This is a genomic window from Gracilimonas halophila (assembly GCF_042684365.1).
GTDB lineage: Bacteria > Bacteroidota > Rhodothermia > Balneolales > Balneolaceae > Gracilimonas > Gracilimonas halophila.
On record NZ_JBHULI010000024.1, the window covers coordinates 64980 to 90488 of the forward strand.

The following is a 25509-nucleotide window of genomic DNA, read 5'->3' on the forward strand; positions in this document are numbered from 1 at the left end:
CGCAAAATGGATCACGTGATAAAAATAGGCATAGTAGAAGATAATGAGTATATGAGAGAAGGATGGGAGACTTTCATTGAGCATGAGGATGACCTTTCAGTGATAGGTAGTTTTGGGTCCTGTGAAGAAGCGTTCGAGTCGACAGCCATTAACAGAGTTGATCTTATGATCATGGATATTGGGTTGCCGGGTATGACCGGCATAGAGGGGGTTAAGTATATGCGTGAACATCACCCGGATGTGAATATCATAATGGCAACCATACACGATGACGATGATCATATTTTCGATGCTTTGAAAGCCGGTGCAGTTGGTTATCTCATGAAAAAAGTAACTCCGGACGAATTGGTTGAAGCAATTAGGAATGCGCACGAAGGTGGCTCACCTATCACACCGAATATTGCCCGCAAGATCATTTCAACTTTTCAGCAGGCAGCAGATATGGAAGAAGAACTCTCAGAACGGGAGATCCAGATCTTAAATCAACTATCCACAGGCCGGTCTTATGCTGCCATAGGGAAAGAGATCTATCTGTCAGTGGATGGAGTCCGCCATCATATTCGGAATATTTATCAAAAACTGGAGGTTCACAGCCGCTCAGAGGCTATTGCAAAAGGAATCAATAAAAAAATTATCCGCCCAAATGATTGACAGATCATATATCAAGACCACATAATCATGCGGTTCATTTCTAAATAGCCTTTTTTAGTTTTTTAAAACATTAGTCCTTCCAAGACTAAACTAACCTAATACACCAAAACCCTGCTTTTTGATAAAAGCAGGGTTTTTTTATTTCACATGCAGTGAAAATATCCCGATATTCAGCGCGAATTTCAGTTGTATCAAATAAGCAGTTTTTATGAAAGAGTTTATCCGAATTGCATCAGGTCAGGGTTTTTGGGGCGATCTTCCAAATGCTCCGGTTAATCAGGCTAAAAAAGGGCCCATTGATTACCTTGTTATGGATTATCTGGCTGAAGTAACAATGTCCATTATGCAGAAACAAAGAATGCGAAATCCGGATTGGGGATATGCCAGGGATTTTGTGAATGTTGTGGAACAGGTGTTGCCCGAGATCAAAAATGATGGTATCAAGGTTATAAGCAATGCCGGAGGGGTGAACCCAAATGCTTGTAAAGATGAGATCCTTAAAGTTGCAAAAGAGAAAGGATATACGGGACTCAAGGTAGCTGTGGTAGACGGGGATGATATACTGGATCAGATTGATGAGCTTATTGCTGATGGGCATGAGCTTAAGAACATGGATAATGGCCGACCGATCTCAACCATCAAAGACCAGCTATTGAGTGCCAATGTATATTTTGGATGTCAGCCTATAGTTGAGGCATTGGCAAAAGGTGCGGATGTGATCATTACCGGACGAGTTACAGATACCGGTCTTACCCTCGCCCCCATGATCCACGAGTTTGGCTGGGAATTGGATGATTTTGACAAGATGGCGGTAGGAACAATTGCAGGCCATATCCTTGAATGTGGAGCACAATCCTCAGGCGGTAACTTCACGGACTGGGAAAAGGTTGAAGACTTTACAGATATAGGCTTCCCTATCGTACAGGCATATCCTGACGGTGATTTTTTTGTTACTAAACATGAGGGAACCGGTGGGCTTGTAAGTGCGATGACGGTAAAAGAGCAATTACTTTATGAAATTGGGGATCCGGCAGAGTATATCACTCCGGACGTGATAGCAGATTTTACATCCATAAAAGTGGAAGAGACTGAAAAGAACAAAGTTAAAGTAACCGGAATTAAAGGCCATCCTGATACACCGACTTATAAAGTTTCAGCAAGCTATAATGACGGGTATAAATTATCGGCAACGCTTGTTTACTGTTGGCCTGATGCACTAAAGAAAGCTGTAAAGGGTGCAGAGATCTTAGAGAAAAGGGCAGAAAATCTTGGGCTTCAATTCAATGAGTTCAACAAAGAATACATCGGTTACAATGGTAATTCGGAACAGCCGGTTACGGAGGAAGCTCTGAATACTGAATTTGATGAAATTCAGATGAGGATTTCAGTATCTGGAGAACGTAAAAACGATTTAAATCGCTTTGGGATGGAAATTGCACCTCTTATCTTAACCGGTCCAAGTGGAGTAACAGGCTTTGCCGGGGGGCGTCCAAAAGCAAGTGATGTAGTGGCTTACTGGCCTGCCTTATTGGATAAAGAGGCTGTCACACCAAGAGTTACCGTTTTTGAAATAGATTAAATATAACCGCCGATAATTTTTTTAACGGCAAAATACAGATGAATATGAAGATCGCAGTTATTGGAGCAGGAATTTCAGGTTTGGCAGCAGGACGTGAATTAGTAAAAGCTGGACACGAAGTTGTCGTTTTTGAAAAAAGTGGTGGTTACGGAGGCCGTTTAGCTACCCGGTATGCGGGTAAAGGAAATGAGCAAAAGCTTGACCATGGGGTTCCTTACTTCACAGCCACATCAGATGAGTTTAAAGAGCTTGTTGCTGAGTTAACATCCAAAGGGATCTTGAGTACCTGGAGTGGAACTTTTGTACACCGAAATGAAAGCGGTGAAATATCTGAAGTAACTCCTGATTCTGAATATTACTTTGCAAAAGAAGGAATGAATTCTATTGGTAAGTATATTGGTCGAAATCTTGATATTCGCCTTAATGAGAAAGTGGGAGGGTTGACACACATTGGTGAAAACCGAAGAAAGAAGAAAAGCTGGATGCTGAATTTCCCCACTGCGTTAACCGAAAGTGCAGACGCCGTTGTGATCTCAGCCCCGGCTCGTCAAGCTTATGCCTTGCTCAATACCACAATCGATGAGATAGAAACATTGAAAATGGTTCGTGAAATAGACGAGGTGGAATATGAGTCTCAGTTTACACTTCTCACAGGTTATTCCGGAGTACAAATGCCGGATTGGAATGCTTTGGAATGTGATGATGATATCATTGAATGGATATCAAATGAATCCACTAAAAGAGAATCTGGCAAGAATACCTTAGTAATTCATACAACTTCTGAATTTGCTAAAATGAACATGAACTCTGATCGTCAAAAAGTTGAAGATCTTATTGCAGATCGGCTTATAACGATACTGGGGGGATGGGCCGGACTTCCGGAATGGCAACAGCTTCACTTCTGGAGATACAGTCGAGTTAAGAATCCTCTGCCGCACGATTTTATGGAGATACGAGGAAACGACACTCCGCTTGCTTTGGTTGGTGGTTATATAAATGGCAACACCGTTGAATCGGCATACCTTTCAGGATTAAAGCTCGGAAAACACTGGGCTGAACAATTCGCTGACTAAAAAATAACATTAAGCCAACTAACCGGAATAGGTTTGGGCGCTCTAAAAGAACTCAATAAATACCTCAAGAAGTATAAAGGCACGATGATACTCGGAGCCCTTTTCTTGACGGCTTCCAATTTCTTCCTCGTTTGGATACCGGTGCTTATACGTCGTACCATGGATGAAGTGGAATCCCTCGAGGGAAGGGGGTTTGAAGTCCCATCCAGTATTGTTCAAACACTTTTTTCTACAGAAGCTTCTAAGATTCTGGCTACCAATTCTTTGATACTAATTGGAACAGTAATGTTGTATGGAGTCCTGTTATTTGCTACACGTCAAACCCTGATAGTGACATCTCGGAAGGTAGAGTTTGATATCCGGAATGATATTGTGAAGAAATTAATGAATTTGTCCCAGCGCTATTTTGCTGAAAATTCATCCGGAGAAACCTATGTAAGGGCTACTGAAGATGTTGGCAAGGTACGTGATTACTATGGGCCGGTTATTATGTACAGTATCAATACCGTAACACGTGCCGGTTTCGTACTTACCATGATGTTTTTTGTTAACCCTGAACTAACCTTTTGGGCGCTTATTCCCCTTCCTTTCATTTCTGTATTTGCTTATTGGATAACCGGATTTATACATCGGCATTCAACCATTATTCAGGAGCAATATTCTTCCATGGCAGGTCGCGCAAAAGAGACCTTTTCAGCTATACGTTTGATCAAAGCCTACAATCGCATCGACCATGAGCAGCAGCTTTTTGAAAATGAAAGTGAGGATTACCGGAAAAAGAAACTGCGGCTTGATATGATCGAATCCTTGTTTCATCCTGCTCTCAACTTCCTTATTGGGTTGTCATTACTGATTGTGGTGTGGAAAGGAGGAGAGATGGTGATAGAAGGAACTATCACAGTAGGTAACATTGCAGAATTTCTGATCTATGTTGCATACCTGACCTGGCCTGTAGCTGCTTTGGGTTACACGACTAATCGATTTCAGCGATCACTTGCCTCATGGAATAGAATTCAGGAATTAATGAACGAACCGATCGAGATCAAAGATGCTGAAGGCAAAGTAGATCAAGAAGTGAAGGGACATTTAGAATTTAAGGATGTAGGTTTTCATTATCCCGGTTCAGACGAAATGGTTCTCAAGAATATATCGTTTGAGATAAATCCAGGTGAGAATATCGCTATTGTAGGAAGAACAGGTTCAGGGAAATCAACACTGGTGCAATTAATCCCCAGGTTATTTGACCCAACGGAAGGAGAGATATTATTGGATGGTGAAAACCTAAAAAAATGGTCTCTTTCAAGAATTAGGGATGCAATCGGTTTTGTCCCTCAGGAAACCTTTTTATTTTCAGATACCATAGGTGATAATATCGCATTTGGTGTTGAGGATGCTTCACAAGGATTAATAGAAGCGGCAGCAGAGAAGGCTCAGGTAAAAGAGAATATTTTGGATTTTGAGAAAAAATTTAAGACTATGCTTGGAGAGCGGGGTATTACCTTATCAGGTGGACAAAAGCAAAGGACAGCAATAGCGAGAGCCCTGATCAAAGCCCCCAAGATCTTAATATTTGATGACTCTTTGAGTGCAGTGGATACAAAAACGGAAGACGCGATCTTAAAACATTTACGACAAGAGTTAAGCGGAAGAACAACCATTATGATCAGTCATCGCATTTCCACAATTAAAGACGCTGACAAAATCTACTATATAGAAGAAGGACAGATTGTAGAGACAGGTACCCATGAAGCTTTATTGGCTAAAGATGGCAGATATACAGCCATGTATAACAAACAAATATTAGAACAAGAATTGGCAGAAATATAAATAAACCGGGGCCACTTGTATGAAAGCAACGCCCCAAATAAAACATACATTACGGGAGATAGAACAATGATTGTAGTACCTTTAGGAGTGGCATCAGCAACCCCAACAGCCGTCAGGCATTTACCCTCAGTTGCATTATGGAGAGAAGGAAGTGTGTTTCTTTTCGATTGCGGGGAAAATGCACAAATGCGCATGTTGCAAGCCGGTATCAAGAGATCAAAGATCGAAGCAATTTTTATCACACATTTTGATGTGGACCACTATTCAGGATTACTTGGATTACTGGCCACACTTCAGCTTCAACGCAGAGAAAAACCATTACACATTGTTGGTCCGAAAGGAATCAAGGACTTTGTAGAATGGAATTTAAAATTTGCGGATATAGATGCTAATTATGAGATCACTTTTCATGAGATCGCAGAAGATATTGAATCGGACGTGGTGCATGATGAAGATGAATATTATGTAGAAGCCCGACCGCTAAAACATACCAAATTCTGTGTTGGATATCGGTTTCAGGAAAAGGATAAACCCGGAAAAGTTGATGCTGAAAAGGCTGAGAAAATGGGTATATCCAAAGACGAAGAGTTTAAAGAGTTAAAAGCCGGAAATGATGTAACGCTTGATGATGGCAGTGTTGTTAAATCATCAGATATAGTAGGCCACCCTCGTCCAGGAGACAGCTTTGCTTACGTTACTGATACAGAGTACACTCCGAATGCCGTTAAACTGGCGATGAATACCAACATCCTTTATCATGAAGCCACTTTTGGTAAAGATCTGAATGATAAAGCAGGTGAAACAGGACATTCTTCTACTGTAGATGCTGCACGTGTGGCAACGGAAGCCCAAACCAAACTTTTGGTGATCGGGCATTTCTCAGCTCGTTACACCAATGAGCATGATCTACTGAAAGAAGCCCGTGAAGGATTTTATCCTGCCTGGCTTGCTAACGAACTCCGACCTATTTTCACGGATCCAATGCACGAGCGTGGTATTATCACTCCGAAGGTTGAGATCAACGAGATCGATAAGAAATCCGGAGGAAGTAATTATAAGGGCAAAAAGAATTACAAGAGTGGCGGCAAGAAGAATTTCAGAAGCCGTAAAGGCGGAAGCTCCAGCCGTGGAAGAAGCAGTTCCCGAAGCAGCAGTAGCAGTAGTCGGGGGCGAAGCAGCAGTTCCAGCAGTTCAAAAAGGACTGACAGCCGGGGTAAAAGCGATAATTACAAAAGAAAAACCTATGGAAGCAGCACCTACAGTGCTAACATAAAAGATAAAAAAGACGATTCTGACTCAAGTTCACCCCGAAAGATCACTCCAAGATCTTCGTATGATGATTTTGACAGATTCTAAGCAAACAATTAAGTGAGCAACAAACAAGATTCCAAAGCCGTCGATACCACCCTGATTCGGCGGCTTTATTTTTTCCTAAAACCCTACCGATGGTTCGTTCTATTAGCCATCGGTCTTACTCTGTCGGCATCCTATTTAGGCACGATACGCCCAAAACTTACCCAGATCGCAGTTGATGAGTACATTGCTGTAGATGATTTTGAGGGTCTTTGGTGGATCATAACCTTGTTGGGAGGGGCCTTACTCGGTGAATTTATTTTACTGGTTTTTAACACTTATATAACCAGGTGGTTTGGACAGAACGCACTTTATTCACTGAGGAATACTGTCTTTAAAAAGATCCAGACACTGAATGTTCAGTTCTTCGATAAAAATCCCATAGGCCGGCTTATTACCAGAACCACAAGTGATATAGAAGCCCTAAGTGAATTATTATCCGATGGGGTCGTTGCGATAACGGGTGATCTGTTTCGCATAATATTTATCCTCTACTTTATGTTTAGCATGAATTGGGAGCTGAGTATAGTCACCCTTACTGTATTGCCTATCTTATTCTATGCCACATTTTGGTTCAAGGCCAAAGTCAGAGCCACATTTCTTGAAGTGAGGGATAAGATCGCCCAGTTGAATTCCTTTGTGCAGGAACACATAAACGGGATGGATGTGGTTCAGCTTTTTAACAGGGAAGAGAAACAACGAGAGAAGTTTGAAAAGATCAATGCCGGACACCGAGATGCCTACATCGAGACGATCTTCTACTTCGCAATTTTCTGGCCCATCGTTGAAGTAACTGCAAGTTTGGCTATGGCGCTCATTGTGTGGTATGGTGGAGCAAGAGCTCTAATGGATGGGGTAACTTTTGGTGTATTGCTGGCCTTTATACAATATGCCCGTCAGTTTTTCCGCCCAATTCAAGGTTTGTCGGAAAAGTTCAACACTCTTCAATCTGCTTTAGCATCATCAGAACGTATTTTTGGAGTGTTAGATACTAAAACAAAAGTTCTGGAAAAAGATAACCCTACAGCGATCAAAGACCCAAAAGGAAAGATCGAATTCGAAAATGTATGGTTTAAGTACAATCAAGATGAAGACTATGTGTTGAAAGATGTTTCTTTTACTGCTGAACCCGGAGAGGATATAGCCATTGTTGGGGCAACAGGGGCAGGTAAAACAACGATCATAAATATCCTTATGCGTTTTTATGATATAGAGAAAGGCAGTGTAAAGATCGATGGAGTTGATATAAGAGATCTTTCACTTTATGATCTTCGTTCTCATTTTGGCTTGGTGCTGCAGGATAATGCCTTATTCTCCGGTTCCATCCTTGACAATATTACACTTGGACATCCTGATATTACCAGAGAGCAAGTGATCGAAGCTGCGCACAAAGTAGAGGCGCACAGGTTCATTGAGAAACTTCCCGAAACTTATGACTATGTTCTTCAGGAAAGAGGAGCATCACTGTCTATGGGACAGCGTCAGCTCATCTGTTTTGTAAGGGCCTTAGTTTACAACCCTGAGATTCTGATCCTTGATGAAGCTACTTCAAGTGTTGATTCTGAAACTGAATCTTTGGTAACGGAATCAAGTCGTCTAATGATGGAAGGTAGAACTTCAATTGTTGTTGCACATCGGCTTTCGACCATTCAACATGCAGACAGGATCCTGGTGATGCACAAAGGGGAGATCCGGGAATCAGGAAGTCATCAAGAGCTTGTGCTTCAGGAAAACGGGCTTTATAAAAAGCTATACGAATTGCAATATAAAGACCAGCTGGTTGCTAAATAATTTCTTTTATATGTTGCTTGAAACCTAAAATTTCAATCATTTTAGAGAAAGGCAGTCAAGTAATTTTTTAACAAATGAATTCGTATTTTCAGTGAATCAAAACAGGAGAATATCATGGCTGATAGAAAGAAAAAATCTACTACAAAAAAAGACATTGAAGAAACCATTTACGATACCACCGAGAAACTTCAGGATAAAGCTGAAGAGACTTATGATGTATTGTTGGATCGTTTGAAATATGAACGGGATGGTTTGGAACGAGAGCTAAAGCATGAGTATCGAAATGCACGTCGCTACGTACGCGCTCATCCTGAACAAGGCTTGGGAATAGCTTTTGTAGCCGGATTAGTGCTCGGCGCCTTGTTGACAAGAAAATAAAAAATTTAAAATCTACAGATGGCAATAAATACAGATCACCTACAGGAACTCTATGAGCGAATTGACGCGCTCAGGAGGTACCTTTGACTACGACAAAAGAAAAGTACGCATAATAGAACTTACCGAACAAACGCAAGACCCCGAATTCTGGAACGATCCTGCTAAAGCTCAGGCGATCATGAAAGAGCTGGATCATGAGAAAAGTCTGGTTGAGGGATGGGATAATCTCGACTCTTTGCGCGAGAGCATCAACGTATATCTCGAATTTCAGGAAATGGGAGAAGATGTAGAATCCGACCTCGACGCTGAATACAAAAAGCTCGAAAAAGCTCTGGAGGAAATGGAACTCCGTAATATGCTCAGCGGTCCTGATGATCACAGGGATGCAATCGTTAACTTCAACCCCGGAGCAGGAGGAACAGAAAGTCAGGATTGGGCTGAGATGTTGTATAGGATGCACACCCGATGGGCTGAGAAGGCCGGATTTAAGATTTCCGTTGTGGATTACCAGGATGGTGATGTAGCAGGACTCAAGAGTGCCACTATAGAAGTTCAGGGAGATAATGCGTATGGATTTCTTAAAGCAGAGAGTGGAGTGCATCGTCTTGTCCGGGTTTCACCATTCGATAGCAACGCTCGTCGCCATACCTCTTTTTGCTCCGTTTTTGTAGCCCCGCTTATTGATGATACCATTGAAGTAAATATCAATGAAAGTGAAGTTGAACTACAGCGATTCCACTCTAGTGGAGCAGGCGGACAGAATGTGAACAAAGTGGAAACGGCCGTCCGACTCATCTGGGAAGATGAGCTGTCGGATGGACGAAAGGAACGGGTTGTGGCTGAATGTCAGCAGGAGCGGTCGCAGTTACAGAATCGTGAAAAAGCAATGGTATTGCTAAAATCACGGATCTATGAACTTGAAAAAGAAATTCAGGAAGCTGAAAAAGCTAAGCTGGAAGGTTCTAAAAGTAAAAACGAATGGGGCTCACAAATACGTAGCTATGTATTTGATGACCAACGTGTTAAAGACCATCGTACCAACTACGAAACAAGTGATGTAAGCGGGGTGATGGACGGAGACCTCGATGAATTCATAAAAGCATATCTGCTTCAGGATGCCGAAGTTTAATCAGTACAAAACTTTCCCATGATCAAGGTTGGAGTTACAGGCGGAATTGGCTCAGGTAAAACCACACTCTGTAAAGAATGGGAGCAAATGGGTGCTTATATACTCTATGCGGATGATCTTGCTAAAAAATTGATGAATGAAAATGATGAGCTAAGATCTAAGATCATAAAGGTTTTTGGAGAGCAATCTTATGATGCATCCGGTAATTTAGATCGATCATATCTAGCCGGTCAAGCCTTTGAAAAAGGCAGGGTAGAAGAGTTGAATGAATTGGTACACCCTGTGTTATGGGAGAATACAAAGCTTATCGAAGAAGAGAAGAAAAGAGAGGGGGTGAAAGTTTTTGTTAAAGAGGCAGCCATCTTATTAAATAACGGACGCCCAAAAGATCTTGATTATGTAGTGCTTCTGCTGGCTGATGAAGAAAACCGTATAGATCGGACCAAAGACAGAGACCGGACTTCAGAAAAACAGATTCGGAATAGAATTTCAAAACAACCTGATTTTAATGAGCTTATTCATTTGGCAGATTTCGTTATTACAAATGACGGTACTTTAAAAGAACTTAAAAACAAATCCCAGCAACTCTTTAAAAAGATCATAGAGCAAACCTGATAAATAGAAAAGGAAAAGATTTTGACCCTCAAACATCTTTATATTATCAAAAAAGCGCTTCCAAAACATAAAACTTGATATGCTGAGTAAAAAAGAATCTAGACTGGAAACCTTAGAAGAATACATTATTCAAAACCAAAACAGGTTTCCCGGAGCTACAGGTGAGCTGTCACAGCTACTTCGAGATATCGGTTTAGCAGCCAAGATCATTTCCAGAGAGGTTAATAAAGCAGGAATTACCAATATACTCGGTTTTGACGGCTCCACAAATATACACGGGGAAGCTGTTAAGAAGTTAGATCTCTTTGCTGATCAACAGCTTATCTCAGCCTTAGACCGTTCACTTATTACATGTATGGTTATCTCCGAGGAAAATGACGGGATCGTAAGGATGAGCAGCAAGAACGGTAAGTATATCGTCTACTTAGATCCGCTTGATGGTTCTTCCAATATCGATGTGAATGTTTCAATTGGAAGTATTTTCTCAGTTTATATGAGGGAGCCCCGTTACGATTCTGCACTCAGGGAATCCGATGCTTTACAGCCCGGTGTTCGTCAGGTCGCTGCCGGTTATGTGTTATATGGTTCCAGTACCATATTAGCTTACACTACAGGTTTAGGCGTTTCACTATTTACTTTGGATCCAAGCATCGGTGAATTCATTTTGAGTGACCGGATGATAAAAATGCCGGATTATGGAAATATTTATAGCATCAATGAAGGGAGTTATAATTCCTGGGATCTTGGGCTTAAGCAATATATTAAATACTGTCAGGAGGAAGATCAAGAATCAGGAAGGCCCTATTCTGCGAGATACATTGGATCTATGGTAGCTGATATTCATCGCACACTGATAAAAGGGGGTATATTCATTTACCCACACAGTAACAGATATCCGAATGGTAAATTACGATTGATGTATGAATGTAACCCATTGAGTTTTATCATAGAACAGGCAGGGGGTATGGCGACTGATGGCGAAAAACGGATCATGGAACTTGAACCCACAAAAATTCATCAACAAACTCCTATCTATATAGGCTCTAAAAAGAATGTAGAAGATGTCATGAAATTCCTGAAAGAGTATAAATCAGTACCTCAGGAATAATAATTTTCTAAAATCGGACTCTCATTCCTTCCCGGATATCATTTGAGACGGCATAACCTGCATTTGTTTCTACCACATATTGAGCCGGGCCATCTGAAAATAACTGCTTACTGTTAAAAGGTGCTGCACTGTGATGAATACGAATGATCACACTGTCGGCATTTACAAACATGATATCAAGAGGCAGGGGAGTATTTGCCATGTAGAAACTAAGTTCCTCCTCTGTGGGAAAGATAAACAGCATACCTGCATCAGCTGGTAATTCAGTAACATCCATCAATCCCTGATTTCGTTCCTGCTGATCATCGGCAACGGCTACAGTAATTTTCGAAATTTCTTCATTATCCTGATCCAGAAAAGTCACTTCTTCTGTTAGCTCAAGCTGTCTTCCCTTTTTTTGTTCAGACTGACCTTCGGACTTTTTATCCTGACAGGATATAAAAAGACAGATAATTAGCATACTTCTAAAAACTGCAATAAAAATAGATTTCATAAGATCTGGGTTGAGGGTATATGAATACGAGATCCTTTAAGTTTGATGATAACTCTAAATTAAGCCAAAAGTTCTTAACCAAAAAATGAATCTGCTTTCAATCCTTTTGTTTCATTGAAATTTAGACGAAATAGAGCTACCTTTGAAAGGCAGTGAGCGTCGGAAGGCACTCGCTTTTTTTTGTTTCAGAATTTGGTGTAAATGCAAATAGATATCATACAAAATATTAAAGACTTAGCGGAACCGCTTGCCGCAGAACACGATCTCTTTGTTGTAGATGTGGAACTGAAAACGGGAGGCGGGCAGAATGAAGTTTGGGTGTTACTTGATAATGAAGACGGTGGTGTGAACATAGATCACTGTTCCAATATCAGCAAAGAACTCGGTTTTTTGATCGAGGCTCATGAGCTTTTTGATAACAAATACAGACTGAATGTTTCATCGCCCGGATTAAGTCGCCCATTGAGTGATAAAAGGCAATACAAGAAAAATGAAGGTCGAGTTGCTACCATCAAATTCAAAAATGAAGCCGGTGAATATAAAAAAATTGAAGGTGTCATCACCGGTATTATGGAAGATAACGTTGCTATAACAGATGAAGAGGAAGTTGAAACAGAGATTCCTTTTGAAGCAATCGTTGAAACCAAAATCATCCCCGTAATTTAATTAAGCTAAACTGATGCAGAACGAATTATCAAAACAGATTATCTCCTCATTTGCTGAGATCGCACATGAGAAAGGCATTGATCGCGATATGCTTCTTTCCATACTGGAAGATGTATTTCGTACTATGATCCGCAAAAAATATGAGTCTGACGAAGCCTTTGAGGTGATCTTGAATGCTGACCGGGGAGAAATCCAGATCCTCCATGTACAGGAAGTGGTTCCTGCCGATGAGCTAACTGATTCGGTTGCGGAGATCACCTTGGAAGATGCTCAGAAAGTAGACCCTGATGCAGAGCTTTATGATGAACTTGCTCAGGAAATCCAGATCACCGATTTCGGCCGTCGTGCTGTTACAATGGCACGTCAGCAGCTGGCTCAGCGTATCCGGGAAATTGAGAAAGACAATATTTATGAAGACTACACCGATCGTGTAGGAGAGATTATTCTCGGTGACGTATATCAGGTTCGTCAGAATAAAGACATCCTTGTTAATCACAACGGTGTAGAGCTGTTGCTTCCCAAAAGTGAGCAGATCTATAAAGATCGCTATCGCAAAGGAGATACCATCCGGGCAGTAGTAACCGGTGTGCATATGCGCAACGGTAACCCGACGGTGATCATCTCAAGAACTTCAGAATTGTTCCTGGAAAGATTATTTGAAAACGAGATTCCCGAAGTATTTGACGGAATCATTGAATTGGTACGGATTGCACGTTCTCCGGGCGACCGATCCAAAGTTGCAGTATTATCTCATGATGAGCGGGTTGATCCGGTTGGTGCCTGCGTGGGAATGAAAGGAATTCGAATTCACGCCATTGTACGTGAATTGCAGAATGAGAACATTGATGTGATCAACTTCACCCCTGATAAAATTGAATTTATTAAAAGGGCACTTCAACCTGCTGAGGTTTTAAAAGTAGAGCTGGATGAAGCTAATAAGCATGCAAATGTGCTTGTGCCGGCCGATGAAGTCTCAAAAGCCATTGGTAAGGGTGGTGTAAATATTCGCTTGGCATCGAAACTAGCCGAGGTTGAAATTGATGTATACCGCGAAGTTGAAGAAGAAGACGATATTGATATTGACGAATTCGAAGTTGATTTCGGAGCAGATGTGATTCAGATGCTGCACGACATCGGTTGTGACACCGCTCGTGCTGTACTGGAATTAAACGCAGATGAATTAGTAAGCAGAACGAACGAACAAATAGATCCCGAGCTGGCAGAGAAGATTATGGGTGTAATTGCATACGAATTTGAGGACGAGGCTTAAATCGGCAATTCCATTTAAAAATTCTTAGTTTAAAAGCTCACATTTAAAACCCATTTATGACGTCTAAAAGACCTAAACCATTATTTAAAGTTGCAGCGGAATTTAATGTTGCCACACAATCTATCGTGGACACATTAAATGACAACGGCTTTGATGCAGCAAATCGTCCTAACTTCAAGATTACGCCTGAAATGTATGTGGCGCTTGATGAAGTTTATGGAGAAGACAAAGCGAAAAGTGCTGATCATGAAAAAGCCCGTGAGGAGTATGAAAGTCGCCGCAGTCAAATGATGAACCAGCGTAACGATAGCGTAACTATCGATAACGTATTGGAACCCATAGAAGACAGCATAGGTTTAGAGCCCGAAGACAAAACTGCTGACCTCGAACCCGAAGATGATGGATCTAAGGATGAAGCAGATTTAGAACCGGAAGCTGATTTGGAACCGGAAGAAGATCAGGAAGAGGACGAAAAAGCTAAAGCTAAGAAGAAAGCGGAGAAAGAAGCCAAAGAAGAGGAAGAGGCTAAGAAGAAAGAAGCAGCAAAGAAAAAGGAAGAAGAAGAGAAAAAGAAAGCCGAGAAGGAAAAAGCGGAAAAAGCGGCTAAAGAAGAGAAAGAGGCCAAAGAAAAAGAAGAAAAAGCTAAGGCCGAAGCTAAAGCCAAGAAAGAGAAATCTAAAGATACTGAAGCTGAAGAAGATTCCGATTCGGACTCCGAAGATGAAGATGTAAAAGACAGCAAAGAAGACGAGGAAGAAGAGGAAATAATCCGTGGAGCAGCCGGTAAGCTCAAAGGAACTAAAGTATTAGGAAAAGCTTCTTTTACTAGTGATATCGCTGATAAGAAGAAACGCAAGACCAGAAAGCGACGTAAAGACCGGAAGGATGACAGCTCATCCAAGAAAGATGACAGCAGTTCAAAATCCAGAAAAACTTCCAAGAAGAAACGGAAGAAGAAAACTGAGATCGATGAGACTGATGTAGACAAGATGATGCGCGAAACCATGAAGAAGATGCAGTCTTCTAAAACCGTGGGTAGTAAGCGTTCAAAACGTCGCCGTGAAAGAAAAGAAGAGCGTGAGGAAGAGCTGCAAAAACAGGCGGAACTTGAAGAACTCGAATCAGATATTGTAGAAACAACCGAGTTTATAACCGCTAACGAATTAGCTGATCTTCTCGATGTAGGTGTAAATGATATTATTTCAGTTTGCATGTCCATTGGTTTAATGATAACGATCAACCAAAGACTGGATGCCGGTACTATTGAACTGGTAGCGGAAGAATTTGGCAAGGAAGTCGAATTTATTGATGCTGAAGAACTTGATGAAGAGCTTACTATCCCGGAGGATGAGGAAGAAGATCTGCATCCACGCGCACCAATTATTACCGTAATGGGACACGTTGATCACGGTAAAACTTCCTTACTTGATTACATCCGTGAAGAGAAAGTAGCAGCCGGTGAGGCCGGTGGTATTACCCAGCACGTTGGTGCATATCAGGTGGTACATAATGATAATGAGATAACATTCCTTGATACCCCTGGTCACGAAGCCTTTACTGCAATGCGTTCTCGTGGTGCTCAGGCAACAGATATTGTAATCCTTGTAGTTGCTGGTGATGATTCAGTAATGCCTCAAACAATAGAGGCCATCAATCACGCTAAAGCGGCCGGAGTACCTATAGTGGTAGCCATCAACAAGATGGATAAAGAAGGTGTAAATCCGGATCGTATCAAAGCTGAGCTTTCTGAGCATGATGTGATCGTTGAGGAATATGGCGGACAGGTTCAGTATGCTGAAGTTTCTGCCCACACAGGACAAGGAATTGAAGACCTGCTCGAGAAAGTATTGATAGAAGCAGAACTTCTGGAACTTAAAGCAAATGCTGATCGCCGTGCTGATGGTGTTGTACTTGAAGCCCGTCTTGATAAAGGAAAAGGAATTGTAGCGAATATCCTTGTTCAGGGTGGTACGCTTGAAGTTGGAGATCCATTTGTGGCCGGCCCATGTTATGGCCGGGTACGTGCAATGGAAAATGACCGTGGTAAACGTATTCAGAAAGCAGGTCCATCAACACCGGTTCAGCTTATGGGATTTGATGACATGCCGCAAGCCGGTGATAAACTTATTGTGGCAGACGACGAGAAAACAGCCAAAGAAGTGGCCAGCGAAAGAATGCAGATCCGCCGTGAGCAAGCTATGCGCTCTACCAAGCACATGACACTGGATGATATTTCTCGCCGACTGGCTCTTGGTGAAGTTTCAGAATTGAATATCATTATCAAAGCTGATGTGGATGGTTCCATAGAGGCTCTTTCCGGTTCACTCCAGAAATTAGGTACCGATGAGGTTTCAGTAAATATTATTCACACCGGAGCAGGTGCCATTTCTGAATCTGATGTATTGTTAGCTTCTGCTTCAGACGCTATCATAATTGGTTTCCAGGTTAGACCAACAGCTCAAGCTCGTAAGCTTGCCGAAGAAGAAGAGATTGATATCAGACTCTTTAGTGTAATTTACGATGCGGTTGATGAGGTTCGGGATGCTCTCGAAGGGCTACTCTCACCGGAGATCAAAGAGCAAATGATGGGTGTTGTTGACGTTCGTGAGATCTTCAAAGTATCCAAAGTTGGAACTATTGCCGGTTGTTATGTAACGGAAGGCAAGGTTGAAAGAAACAATCCTATCCGCTTGGTGCGCGACGGTGTTGTGATCTATGATGGAGAGATCGATGCCCTTAAGCGTTTCAAAGATGATGTGAAAGAAGTTACATCCGGTTATGAATGTGGAATCAGTATTAAAGGATATAACGACATCAAAGTTGGTGATCAGATCGAAAGTTACAAGATCACCGAACAGAAACGTACCCTTGAAGACTCAGCCGGATAAGCTATTAAGCTGTGATGAAAATATTACAGCTTGATTTCTTCCTTCAGAACTAAATTTTTAAATTAATTCTTACCTACGATCATGGGTTTCAGACCTGAAAGATTAGCAGCTGTAATTAAACGCGACCTTGGTGAGATAATCCAACAGTCTTATCAGCCTAGTGGTACTTTTGTTACCGTGACAAATGTGATAATGACGGACGACTTGTCTATTGCCAAGGTATACTTAAGCGTTTTTTCTCCCGGCAGAGACGATAAACCGGTATATGAGTTTATTGATGAGCATATCGATGAGATCAGATTTGAATTAGCCTCCAAGATCAAAAATCAGGTTCGAAAGATCCCTGAATTGCATTTCTATGAAGATGATACAGCTGAATATGTAAACAAGATGGAGCAACTTTTAAAGAAAGTTGACATTCCTGATGAAGATCCTGAATCACCCAGTGAAGATTAAGTAAATGGCCCGAGCTCTTCCTTTGGATGAAATTCCTGTGTATGGTAAAAATAACTTACCAACCAAAGACACAGACTTAAAGGAAGGAGGGGTTTTCATTATAGACAAGCCCCTTGAATGGTCTAGTTTTGATGTGGTCAAGTTTCTCCGGAAAAGAATAAGAGTAAAGAAAGTGGGCCATGCAGGAACACTCGATCCCCTCGCGACCGGAGTTTTGATCCTGTGCTGTGGTCGTGCCACAAAATCTATTTCTCTGATCCAGGATCTTCCCAAAGTTTACACGGCTGAAATCACTTTCGGTGAAGCTACAACTACTTACGACTCCGAAGGGGAAGTAACGGAAACAGCGGATTGGAAACATATCACAAAAGAAAAAATAGAGTCTGTTTTGTCTGATGAGTTTACCGGAACGGTCGAACAAATTCCCCCAATGTACTCTGCACTTAAATACGGGGGAAAGAAACTCTACGAGCTCGCCAGAAAAGGAGAAGAAGTGGTTCGTTTACCACGACAGGTTACGTTTCATGAACATGAGATTATAAACTTCAGCCCTCCAAAGCTGACTATAAGGACAACATGCAGTAAGGGAACTTATATTCGTTCACTTGCAAGAGATCTTGGTGAAGCCCTTGATTCAAAAGGCTATTTAAGTGGATTGGAACGAACTTCAATAGGACATTTTTCAATAGAGGAAGCATTAACTCCACATGAAATGGGAGATCAATTGAAAGAAATATGGCTGAGCTAATTGAACTTAATGACATTACGCGTCAACCTAATTCAGTAATTACTGTTGGGACCTTTGATGGTGTTCATAAAGGTCACAGAGCCTTAATCGGTACGGTAGTCTCTAAAGCCAAAGAGCGAGGTGCGAGAAGCGTAGTGGTGACTTTCGACCCACATCCACGAGAGATCATTAACCCCGGGAAAGAAGGAATAAAATTGCTCACCACTTTAAAGGAAAGGTGTGAGATCCTTGAGGATCTGGGAGTGGATGTGTTGCTTGTAATTCCATTTGACCGCGATTTTTCTTTACTGACTTCGGAAGAATTTGTACGCGATATCATTCATAAGAAAGTTGGGGTCAGTGAATTTGTGATCGGTTATGATCACCACTTTGGAAGAGATCGTGAAGGAACCATTGATACCATCAAAAATTTGGGTCAAGAACTTGGCTTTGATTCCTATGTAGTATCAAAACAGGAAATGGGAGATGTGACCATTAGCAGTACGGTAATTCGCAAAACTCTGGCTGAAGAGGGGAATGTGAAAAGAGCAGCGGAATACCTGAACCGAAATTATCTGCTCAACGGTATTGTAATGCACGGTGATGAGAGGGGAAGAACCATCGGTTACCCGACTGCGAATTTGAAACCGGAGCATGAAAACAAAGTGATTCCTAAAAATGGGGTATATGCTGTGAAAGTACGGGTTCAGGGAGAATGGTTTGGCGGGATGATGAATATTGGAGTGCGGCCTACTTTTGATGATCCGGTTCGAACCATAGAAGTGAATATATTTGATTTCGACCGTGAAATTTATGGAGAAACCATTCAGGTTCGTTTTATAGAACGTATTCGAAATGAAAAGAAGTTTAACGGAATAGAAGAACTGAAAGCTCAGTTGGATTCGGATAAAGACAAAAGCTTAGAGATTCTGAGCTGAAAAAGGTAATAAAGCTAATAAAATCTGCTTTTGAGGGATTGTCCGTTACACCAAAAACCCCTATCTTTCAATACTATAAATCGATTTATACAAGTACTAATTAAACCATTGCAATGAGCATAACCGCAGAAGAAAAGAAAGAAATCTTTAAGAAGTTTGGTAACAGTGAGACCGATACGGGTTCCACCGAAGGACAAATTGCCCTTCTAACCAAAAGAATTAATGACCTGACCGAGCATTTGAAAGACAACAAACTAGATCACGCTTCACGCCGTGGACTGTTGAAAATGGTTGGTAAAAGAAGAAGGTTGTTGAACTACCTCATGAAAAACGATATCGAGAAGTACAGAGAACTTATCAAAGAACTCGGTATCCGTAAGTAAGTTTATTCGTTATAAAAGGCTCCTGATGTTGGAGCCTTTTTCAATTTATCCTGCCGCTATTACATTTCTTATCTGTTGTTGGCGGGATTCAGTAAATCAAAAAGACAAAGAAGACAAATGAAAGAACAAATAAGAAGTGTAGAATTTGCACCGGGTAAGGTGCTTTCAATTGAAACAGGCCGGATTGCCAAGCAAGCCGATGGCGCTGTAGTGGTTCGCATGGGTGATACCCAGGTGTTATGTACCGCTGTGAGTGCAAAAGAACCAAAACCGGGACAAGGCTTTTTCCCGTTAGTAGTAGATCACAGAGAGAGTTTTTCAGCCGGCGGTCGTTTCCCCGGTGGATTCATGAAGCGTGAAGGACGTCCTTCTGAGAAAGAAGTATTAGCAAGTCGCTTGATTGACCGAAGTTTACGCCCGCTTTTCCCTAAAGGATATTTATGTGAAACACAGATCATCTCAAGCGTACTTTCTTCAGATGGAGAAAACGATGGTGATGTTCTTGGTGGATTTGGAGCTTCAGCTGCTCTGCATATGTCAGATGTGCCATTTGATGGTCCCATGGCTGAGGTCAGGGTAGGACGCATTGATGGTGAGTATGTGATCAACCCAACACTTTCTGAACTGGAAAACAGTGACATCGATATGATCGTTGGCGGTACTGCCGATTCTGTTTTGATGATGGAAGGTGAAATGGGTGAGATCTCTGAAGAAGAAATGTTAGGTGCTATCAAAGCAGCACATGCTTCTATTATCACTTTGTGTGAATTTCAGGAAGAACTCAGAGAAGAGTATGGCAAGCCAAAACGTGAATTTGTTGCGGAAGGCTATCCTGAAGAGATCGAGAATAAAGTTCGTGAGTTAGCTACCGACAAGATCAAAGAAGTAGTAAATATCGGACTTGGTAAAGAAGAATACAGCGAGAAGCTAAAAGAAGCTAAAGACAGCGTTGTAGCTGAGTTTGAAGAAGAGTACGAAGAAGAAATTGGTACGGTTAAAGATATCCTCGGTAATATTGAGAAGGAAGAACTTCGCAATATGATACTTGAGAAAAAACGTCGTATTGACGGTCGTTCTCCGGAAGACGTTCGCGATATCTGGACTCAGGTCGGATATCTTGCCAGAACACACGGCTCTGCGATCTTTACACGCGGTGAAACTCAGGCACTTGTGTCTGTAACACTCGGTACCAAGAAAGATGCCCAGGGTGTTGATACCTTGTTCGACGAAGAAGACAAGAAATTCTATCTGCACTATAACTTCCCTCCATATTCTGTAGGAGAAGCTGGATTTTTAAGAGGTCCGGGTCGACGTGAGATCGGTCATGGTCACCTTGCCGAGCGCGCATTGAAAATGATGATGCCTCCCTTTGATGATTTTGGATATGTGATCAGAATAATTTCTGACATTACTGAATCTAACGGTTCATCTTCTATGGCTTCCGTTTGTGGTGGTTCAATGGCGCTTATGAGTGCCGGTGTTCCCCTGAAGAAGCCGGTTGCTGGTATAGCAATGGGAATGATCGTTGGGGAGAATAACTCAGTAGTATTGTCCGATATCCGTGGCGAAGAAGATTTCATGGGAGACATGGACTTCAAAACTGCCGGTACCGCTGATGGTATCACTGCTTGCCAGATGGACATGAAAGTGAAAGGAATTTCATTCGAAGTAATGGAAGAAGCCCTAAAACAAGCTCACACTGGTCGCTTACACATTTTGGGTAAAATGGCTGAAACCATTTCAACTCCTAATGAAACACTATCAGAATTTGCTCCTCAGTTTATCAAGATGGAGATCGATGGTGACATGATCGGTGCAGTTATCGGACCTGGCGGTAAGGTAATTCAGACCCTTCAAAAAGAAACAGATACTGAGATCTGGGTTGAAGAAGATGAGAAAGGAAACGGACAGATCACAATTTCTGCCGACAGACTTGATAAAGCCCAGGAAGCTCAGGAGCGAATCAAAGCTATAACGGGGCAACTCGAAGAAGGAGCTGTTTATAAAGGCGAAGTGAAATCTATTAAAGATTTCGGTGCCTTTGTAGAGATCGCACCGGGTCGCGACGGACTCCTGCATATTTCTGAAGTTGCTCACGAACATGTTAAAGATGTAAGTCAATACATGAGTGTTGGAGATCAGATCGAAGTTAAGCTCCTCAAGATCGAGCCGGGTAATAAGCTTCGACTGTCAAGAAAAGTATTGTTGGACAAAGACGAAGAAGAGTAAGTCTTTGTTAATCAATTGACCTAAATTGCTCCGCACATTGTTCAAATGTGTGGAGCTTTTTTTATTTAAGCAGATAATCATTCTATGGAAAACGTGAAAGAGATCGATTTTGTAACTAAAAGTACCCTTCCAAACGGACTTCGGATTGTAACAGAGCGGATCGAAAGTGTGAAGAGTATTTCAGTTGGTATTTGGGTAAAGACCGGTGGAAGGCATGAGACAGAGAAGCAGGCAGGAATAACCCATTTCCTTGAGCATATGCTTTTCAAAGGAACCGATAAGCGGTCTTCCTTTGATATTGCTCTTAGTATGGAATCAGTTGGCGGTTATCTCAATGCTTTTACTTCTTCCGAATATACATGCTACTATTCCCGATGTCTCAGTACCCAGTTAGACCGTGCATTAGATGTACTTTCAGACATGGTACTTAATTCTTCTTTTCCTGAAGAAGAGATCGAGAAGGAAAAGAAAGTGGTGATCGAAGAGATGAAAATGTATCGTGACTCTCCGGATGATTACCTTTTTGAAGAATTTAACAGCAAGATCTTTGAAGGGCATGAATTGGGGAGGCCGGTACTTGGATACGAGAAAACGGTTTCTGAATTCAGCCGTCAGGACTTATATGATTATATGGAAGATCGGTACTACCCGGGGAATTTATTGGTTTCCGTAGCCGGAAATGTGGAACATGATAAGGTTGTTGAGCTGGTTTCCGAATATTTTGAAACGTTGGCACCCAAAGACCAGAATGAGAAAGAACAACCGCTTCCTGATTTCAAAAAAGAGGATGTGAAGCTTACAAAAGCGATTGAGCAAACACATTATATCTATGGAAGAAGAGGTTTGAATTTTGATCATGACGACAAGTATCTGCTCCTGTTAGCAAATACTGTTTTAGGAGGAGGGATGAGCTCAAGGCTACATCAAAACATCCGTGAAAAATATGGATATTGTTATTCTATTCAGACCTTCAACCAATCTTACACTGATACCGGTCTATGGGGCATCTATGTAGGTACCGATAAGGAATACGTGGACCATGTAAGAGAATTGATCTTAAAGGAACTGAAACAAATGCAGGAAGAACTCATTCCTAAAAAGGAACTGGACGAAGCTAAGTCTCAGCTAAAAGGGAAGTTGCTACTATCACAGGAAAGTACCAGCAATCGCATGACGCGTCTTGCAAAAAGTGAATTATATTTCGGACGTTTCGTAACTTTGGATGAGTTAGTTGAAAATATTGATTCAGTAACAGCAGAGGATATTCAGGAATTTGTTAAAGGTTTCTTCAGTGACGAATTCTTCATGGAAGCTATTTTACTGCCTGAAAATTAGACCATATTTCCGGTTTCAAGGAATAAAAAAATAACTTGAGCTTTTACCATTTAACACTAAGTATTAAATAATTCAACATTAGTAATGATCTACATCAAGAATCTTTCAGAACATGTCGACAAAGAAGTAACACTAAAAGGTTGGGTGTATAATTACCGGAGTAGCGGAAGCCTTGTGTTTATTGAAATGCGAGACGGCTCCGGGATCACTCAATGTGTGGTTGCAAAAGATGATGTTTCTGAAGAAGCCTGGGAAGCTGCTACATCGCTTAAACAGGAAAGTTCTCTTTCCGTTACCGGAACGGTGAAAGCTGATGATCGAAGTATTGGCGGGCATGAGATACATGTCTCGAATGTTGAAGTATATCAGGTTGCTGATAATTACCCCATTACTCCGAAAGATCACGGTGTGGAATTCTTAATGAATAACCGTCATCTTTGGTTAAGAAGTCAGCGACAGTGGGCGGCCATGCGAGTTCGGAATGAGATCATTTTTGCAATCCATACTTTTTTCCAGGGAAGAGGGTTTGTACAAATGGATTCTCCGATCTTTACAGGAAACGCGGCCGAGGGAAGTACCACACTATTTGAAACTGATTATTTTGAAGAAAAAGCATATCTGGCACAAACCGGTCAGCTTTACGGTGAGGCCATGGCAATGGCTCATGGATTGATCTATACTTTTGGCCCAACATTCCGCGCCGAGAAGTCCAAGACTCGCCGTCATTTGACAGAATTCTGGATGATAGAGCCCGAAATGGCCTATTATGATCTTGAAATGAATATGGATCTTGCAGAAGATATGATCAAGGCTATTGTTTCCCAGGTACTTGAAAAATGTAAAAATGAGCTTGAGATCTTAGAACGTGATTTTTCAGCCCTGGAAAAAGTTGCCGAGAAACCTTTTGAAAGAATGACCTACACGGAGGCCGTAGACATCTTGACCAGTGATGAAACAGCGGATATGCTGGATCAAATGGCAGAATCGCGCAGACAAGAGAACCTGGATCTTGAAAAAGAAGAACAGGAGATCAAAAAAGAGCATGGGTCAGCAAAGAAATGGCGCAAAGCCCAGATCGATCAAAGGATAAAAGATATTTCTGCAAGAGTAGCTCAGATCGAGGAAGATCTTCGTAATATTCCAAAATGGAAAGAATCTGCCCGAAATTTTGAGTGGGGTAATGACTTTGGCGGAAGTGACGAAACGGTATTAATGATGCAGTTTGATGTCCCGCTGATCGTAACACACTGGCCGGCAGAGATCAAGGCATTTTATATGAAGCGGGATGAAACAAATAAGCTTGCCCTTGGAATGGATATTTTAGCTTCTGAAGGATATGGTGAGATCGTAGGCGGGTCTCAGCGGGAAGATGACCTGGAGGTGATGGAAGAACGCATTGCGGAAGAAGGACTGGATAAAGAAGTTTTTGAATGGTACCTCGATCTTCGTCGCTTTGGCTCGGTTCCCCATTCAGGCTATGGACTTGGACTGGAGCGTACCGTAGCGTGGTTGTGTGGCTTATCCCACGTTAGGGAGACTATTCCATTCCCAAGAATGATGGGAAGGCTTAAACCTTAAATTTAAAGCAAGGAGTACAGCTTTTCCGGATCAGTTATTTGTTTGGGATCTTTGCGAAGTTTTTCCATTACCTGCTCACTGATAGTCTCAATGGCAATGGTTTGTACCTCATTTTGTTGAAATTTAATGATCAATACTTCACCTAAGAGTAGAGCTATATCTTCAAATTTTCCAATAAGATTTGTCAATCTAATTGCAGACCTTTGAAGTTTTGATGCATCTTCTTCGGCTTCTTTTTTCAAAAAAGCAGTCTCGATCACTTTTTTCCCATTCTCAAAGTCTTTCTCAACTTCATCTTGTTCTTCTGGTCCTTTGCGGACAAAGGTAAGACTTTGGTAAAATGGAGCATAAGATGGTTCATCAAAGATCTCAAGATTGAAGTCTAAGGCCTGTAGAAATTCCTCAGAAGCGTTGTAAATGGCTCCCGTTTGTTCATTGGATGCTTTTACTTCAGGAATTCCAATCAATAATTTATGGAGAAACCGATTGAGGGGCTTATCGTCTGTTGTATCTTTAGCAACAGGCTTTTCTGAAGAATCACTTTTACTTTCAGCGGTACCGGGGTCGGGCTGATGAGGCTTATGTTTTCCCTGAGAAGAGCCTTGGCCCGATATCTTAGAATTCAATACATCTACGTTAGGACCGGCCTTTACAATACCTATTATTACAGACCCTTCTTCAGCCATTATTTTTTTTGTAAAAACAAAGCCGTCCAGTTTAGCGGAAGAACGGATATCAAGGTGTTCGGTTGCTCGTAATTCACCAGTTAGTTTTCCACTTACTGTGGCTTTTTTACATACAACAGTACCTGTAATATGACCACTTTCTTCTAAAACCAAATGACTCTTAGTGGTTATATCACCTTCAATTCTTCCGGAAACTTGTATTATGGAACTGGTTTCAATATCTGCCGTAATATGTGTTCCTTTGGCAATGTTAGTAATAGGGGACGCAGTATTTGCTTCGTTCACTGTTTAATAATCTGCATTAGAATTAGGCCCTTAAAATATTTAATGTTTTTGTATTTATTGGCATGTAAAAC

General features: G+C 41.5%; 22 protein-coding genes. 20 read left to right on the forward strand and 2 right to left on the reverse strand.

Annotated features, from left to right (window positions below; genetic code table 11):
• The first annotated feature begins 6 nt into the window (after positions 1-6).
• From ACFSVN_RS06635 to fbp, 10 genes are all read left to right on the forward strand, one after another.
• Positions 7-651 (forward strand): response regulator transcription factor, encoded by a 645-nt coding sequence (locus tag ACFSVN_RS06635; protein WP_390300290.1) that lies wholly within the window; start codon positions 7-9, stop codon positions 649-651.
• A gap of 208 nt (positions 652-859) precedes the next feature.
• Positions 860-2230 (forward strand): acyclic terpene utilization AtuA family protein, encoded by a 1371-nt coding sequence (locus tag ACFSVN_RS06640; protein ID WP_390300292.1) that lies wholly within the window; start codon positions 860-862, stop codon positions 2228-2230.
• Between the two features lie 44 nt (positions 2231-2274).
• A complete protein-coding gene (locus ACFSVN_RS06645; RefSeq protein WP_390300294.1) occupies positions 2275-3303 on the forward strand; it encodes an NAD(P)/FAD-dependent oxidoreductase in 1029 nt (342 codons plus the stop codon).
• 33 nt (positions 3304-3336) lie between these two features.
• Entirely contained in the window at positions 3337-5130 is a 1794-nt protein-coding gene (locus tag ACFSVN_RS06650; protein ID WP_390300296.1) for an ABC transporter ATP-binding protein, read from the forward strand.
• A 66-nt stretch (positions 5131-5196) separates the two neighbouring features.
• The gene (gene rnz, locus ACFSVN_RS06655; RefSeq protein WP_390300298.1) at positions 5197-6486 is read left to right on the forward strand and encodes a ribonuclease Z; all 1290 of its coding nucleotides are present in this window, start codon (positions 5197-5199) and stop codon (positions 6484-6486) included.
• A gap of 12 nt (positions 6487-6498) precedes the next feature.
• Positions 6499-8274: an ABC transporter ATP-binding protein gene (locus ACFSVN_RS06660; RefSeq protein WP_390300300.1), complete on the forward strand. Its 1776-nt coding sequence runs from the start codon at positions 6499-6501 to the stop codon at positions 8272-8274.
• 114 nt (positions 8275-8388) lie between these two features.
• Entirely contained in the window at positions 8389-8652 is a 264-nt protein-coding gene (locus ACFSVN_RS06665) for a DUF883 family protein (RefSeq protein WP_390300302.1), read from the forward strand.
• 18 nt (positions 8653-8670) lie between these two features.
• A protein-coding gene (gene prfB, locus ACFSVN_RS06670) for a peptide chain release factor 2 (RefSeq protein ID WP_390300304.1) occupies positions 8671-9781 on the forward strand; the annotation gives its coding sequence in 2 pieces (ribosomal slippage) (positions 8671-8736 and positions 8738-9781; 1110 coding nt in all).
• An 18-nt stretch (positions 9782-9799) separates the two neighbouring features.
• On the forward strand, positions 9800-10396 hold the full coding sequence (gene coaE / locus ACFSVN_RS06675; RefSeq protein ID WP_390300306.1) for a dephospho-CoA kinase: 597 nt from the start codon (positions 9800-9802) through the stop codon (positions 10394-10396).
• A 79-nt stretch (positions 10397-10475) separates the two neighbouring features.
• The gene (gene fbp, locus ACFSVN_RS06680) at positions 10476-11504 is read left to right on the forward strand and encodes a class 1 fructose-bisphosphatase (RefSeq protein WP_390300308.1); all 1029 of its coding nucleotides are present in this window, start codon (positions 10476-10478) and stop codon (positions 11502-11504) included.
• Between the two features lie 7 nt (positions 11505-11511).
• Here the strand turns inward: fbp and ACFSVN_RS06685 are convergent, their stop codons facing one another.
• Positions 11512-11964 (reverse strand): DUF192 domain-containing protein, encoded by a 453-nt coding sequence (locus ACFSVN_RS06685; protein ID WP_390300310.1) that lies wholly within the window; start codon positions 11962-11964, stop codon positions 11512-11514.
• 234 nt (positions 11965-12198) lie between these two features.
• On the opposite strand from ACFSVN_RS06685, the gene ACFSVN_RS06690 reads away from it, so the two are divergent.
• From ACFSVN_RS06690 to ACFSVN_RS06735, 10 genes are all read left to right on the forward strand, one after another.
• Positions 12199-12663 (forward strand): ribosome maturation factor RimP, encoded by a 465-nt coding sequence (locus tag ACFSVN_RS06690; protein WP_390300312.1) that lies wholly within the window; start codon positions 12199-12201, stop codon positions 12661-12663.
• 13 nt (positions 12664-12676) lie between these two features.
• Positions 12677-13933: a transcription termination factor NusA gene (gene nusA / locus ACFSVN_RS06695; RefSeq protein ID WP_390300314.1), complete on the forward strand. Its 1257-nt coding sequence runs from the start codon at positions 12677-12679 to the stop codon at positions 13931-13933.
• Positions 13934-13989: 56 nt separating this feature from the next.
• A complete protein-coding gene (infB, locus tag ACFSVN_RS06700) occupies positions 13990-16821 on the forward strand; it encodes a translation initiation factor IF-2 (protein WP_390300316.1) in 2832 nt (943 codons plus the stop codon).
• Between the two features lie 81 nt (positions 16822-16902).
• Positions 16903-17277: a 30S ribosome-binding factor RbfA gene (gene rbfA, locus ACFSVN_RS06705; protein ID WP_390300318.1), complete on the forward strand. Its 375-nt coding sequence runs from the start codon at positions 16903-16905 to the stop codon at positions 17275-17277.
• Positions 17278-17281: 4 nt separating this feature from the next.
• On the forward strand, positions 17282-18025 hold the full coding sequence (truB, locus tag ACFSVN_RS06710) for a tRNA pseudouridine(55) synthase TruB (RefSeq protein WP_390300320.1): 744 nt from the start codon (positions 17282-17284) through the stop codon (positions 18023-18025).
• Positions 18013-18942 carry a bifunctional riboflavin kinase/FAD synthetase gene (locus tag ACFSVN_RS06715; protein WP_390300322.1) on the forward strand — a complete coding sequence of 310 codons (930 nt, stop codon included), beginning with the start codon at positions 18013-18015 and terminating at the stop codon, positions 18940-18942. The genes truB and ACFSVN_RS06715 overlap by 13 nt, the downstream gene beginning before the upstream one ends.
• Before the next feature lie 113 nt (positions 18943-19055).
• Positions 19056-19325, forward strand: a complete 270-nt coding sequence (gene rpsO / locus ACFSVN_RS06720; protein WP_390300324.1) for a 30S ribosomal protein S15 — start codon at positions 19056-19058, stop codon at positions 19323-19325.
• 117 nt (positions 19326-19442) lie between these two features.
• Complete coding sequence (gene pnp, locus ACFSVN_RS06725; protein ID WP_390300326.1) at positions 19443-21554, forward strand: polyribonucleotide nucleotidyltransferase; 2112 nt, start codon at positions 19443-19445, stop codon at positions 21552-21554.
• A gap of 84 nt (positions 21555-21638) precedes the next feature.
• Entirely contained in the window at positions 21639-22889 is a 1251-nt protein-coding gene (locus ACFSVN_RS06730) for a M16 family metallopeptidase (RefSeq protein WP_390300328.1), read from the forward strand.
• An 84-nt stretch (positions 22890-22973) separates the two neighbouring features.
• Positions 22974-24467, forward strand: a complete 1494-nt coding sequence (locus ACFSVN_RS06735) for an asparagine--tRNA ligase (RefSeq protein ID WP_390300330.1) — start codon at positions 22974-22976, stop codon at positions 24465-24467.
• 2 nt (positions 24468-24469) lie between these two features.
• Here the strand turns inward: ACFSVN_RS06735 and ACFSVN_RS06740 are convergent, their stop codons facing one another.
• Positions 24470-25438: a bactofilin family protein gene (locus ACFSVN_RS06740; protein WP_390300332.1), complete on the reverse strand. Its 969-nt coding sequence runs from the start codon at positions 25436-25438 to the stop codon at positions 24470-24472.
• Positions 25439-25509 lie beyond the last annotated feature (71 nt).

What these genes read in the sequence shown, in the direction of transcription:
- ACFSVN_RS06635 (WP_390300290.1), top strand. Translation starts at nt 7, where the DNA reads ATGGATCACGTGATAAAAATAGGCATAGTAGAAGATAATGAGTATATG.
- ACFSVN_RS06640 (WP_390300292.1), top strand. Translation starts at nt 860, where the DNA reads ATGAAAGAGTTTATCCGAATTGCATCAGGTCAGGGTTTTTGGGGCGAT.
- ACFSVN_RS06645 (WP_390300294.1), top strand. Translation starts at nt 2,275, where the DNA reads ATGAAGATCGCAGTTATTGGAGCAGGAATTTCAGGTTTGGCAGCAGGA.
- rnz (WP_390300298.1), top strand. Translation starts at nt 5,197, where the DNA reads ATGATTGTAGTACCTTTAGGAGTGGCATCAGCAACCCCAACAGCCGTC.
- ACFSVN_RS06665 (WP_390300302.1), top strand. Translation starts at nt 8,389, where the DNA reads ATGGCTGATAGAAAGAAAAAATCTACTACAAAAAAAGACATTGAAGAA.
- coaE (WP_390300306.1), top strand. Translation starts at nt 9,800, where the DNA reads ATGATCAAGGTTGGAGTTACAGGCGGAATTGGCTCAGGTAAAACCACA.
- fbp (WP_390300308.1), top strand. Translation starts at nt 10,476, where the DNA reads ATGCTGAGTAAAAAAGAATCTAGACTGGAAACCTTAGAAGAATACATT.
- ACFSVN_RS06685 (WP_390300310.1), bottom strand. Translation starts at nt 11,964, where the DNA reads ATGCTAATTATCTGTCTTTTTATATCCTGTCAGGATAAAAAGTCCGAA.
- ACFSVN_RS06690 (WP_390300312.1), top strand. Translation starts at nt 12,199, where the DNA reads ATGCAAATAGATATCATACAAAATATTAAAGACTTAGCGGAACCGCTT.
- nusA (WP_390300314.1), top strand. Translation starts at nt 12,677, where the DNA reads ATGCAGAACGAATTATCAAAACAGATTATCTCCTCATTTGCTGAGATC.
- infB (WP_390300316.1), top strand. Translation starts at nt 13,990, where the DNA reads ATGACGTCTAAAAGACCTAAACCATTATTTAAAGTTGCAGCGGAATTT.
- rbfA (WP_390300318.1), top strand. Translation starts at nt 16,903, where the DNA reads ATGGGTTTCAGACCTGAAAGATTAGCAGCTGTAATTAAACGCGACCTT.
- truB (WP_390300320.1), top strand. Translation starts at nt 17,282, where the DNA reads ATGGCCCGAGCTCTTCCTTTGGATGAAATTCCTGTGTATGGTAAAAAT.
- ACFSVN_RS06715 (WP_390300322.1), top strand. Translation starts at nt 18,013, where the DNA reads ATGGCTGAGCTAATTGAACTTAATGACATTACGCGTCAACCTAATTCA.
- rpsO (WP_390300324.1), top strand. Translation starts at nt 19,056, where the DNA reads ATGAGCATAACCGCAGAAGAAAAGAAAGAAATCTTTAAGAAGTTTGGT.
- pnp (WP_390300326.1), top strand. Translation starts at nt 19,443, where the DNA reads ATGAAAGAACAAATAAGAAGTGTAGAATTTGCACCGGGTAAGGTGCTT.
- ACFSVN_RS06730 (WP_390300328.1), top strand. Translation starts at nt 21,639, where the DNA reads ATGGAAAACGTGAAAGAGATCGATTTTGTAACTAAAAGTACCCTTCCA.
- ACFSVN_RS06735 (WP_390300330.1), top strand. Translation starts at nt 22,974, where the DNA reads ATGATCTACATCAAGAATCTTTCAGAACATGTCGACAAAGAAGTAACA.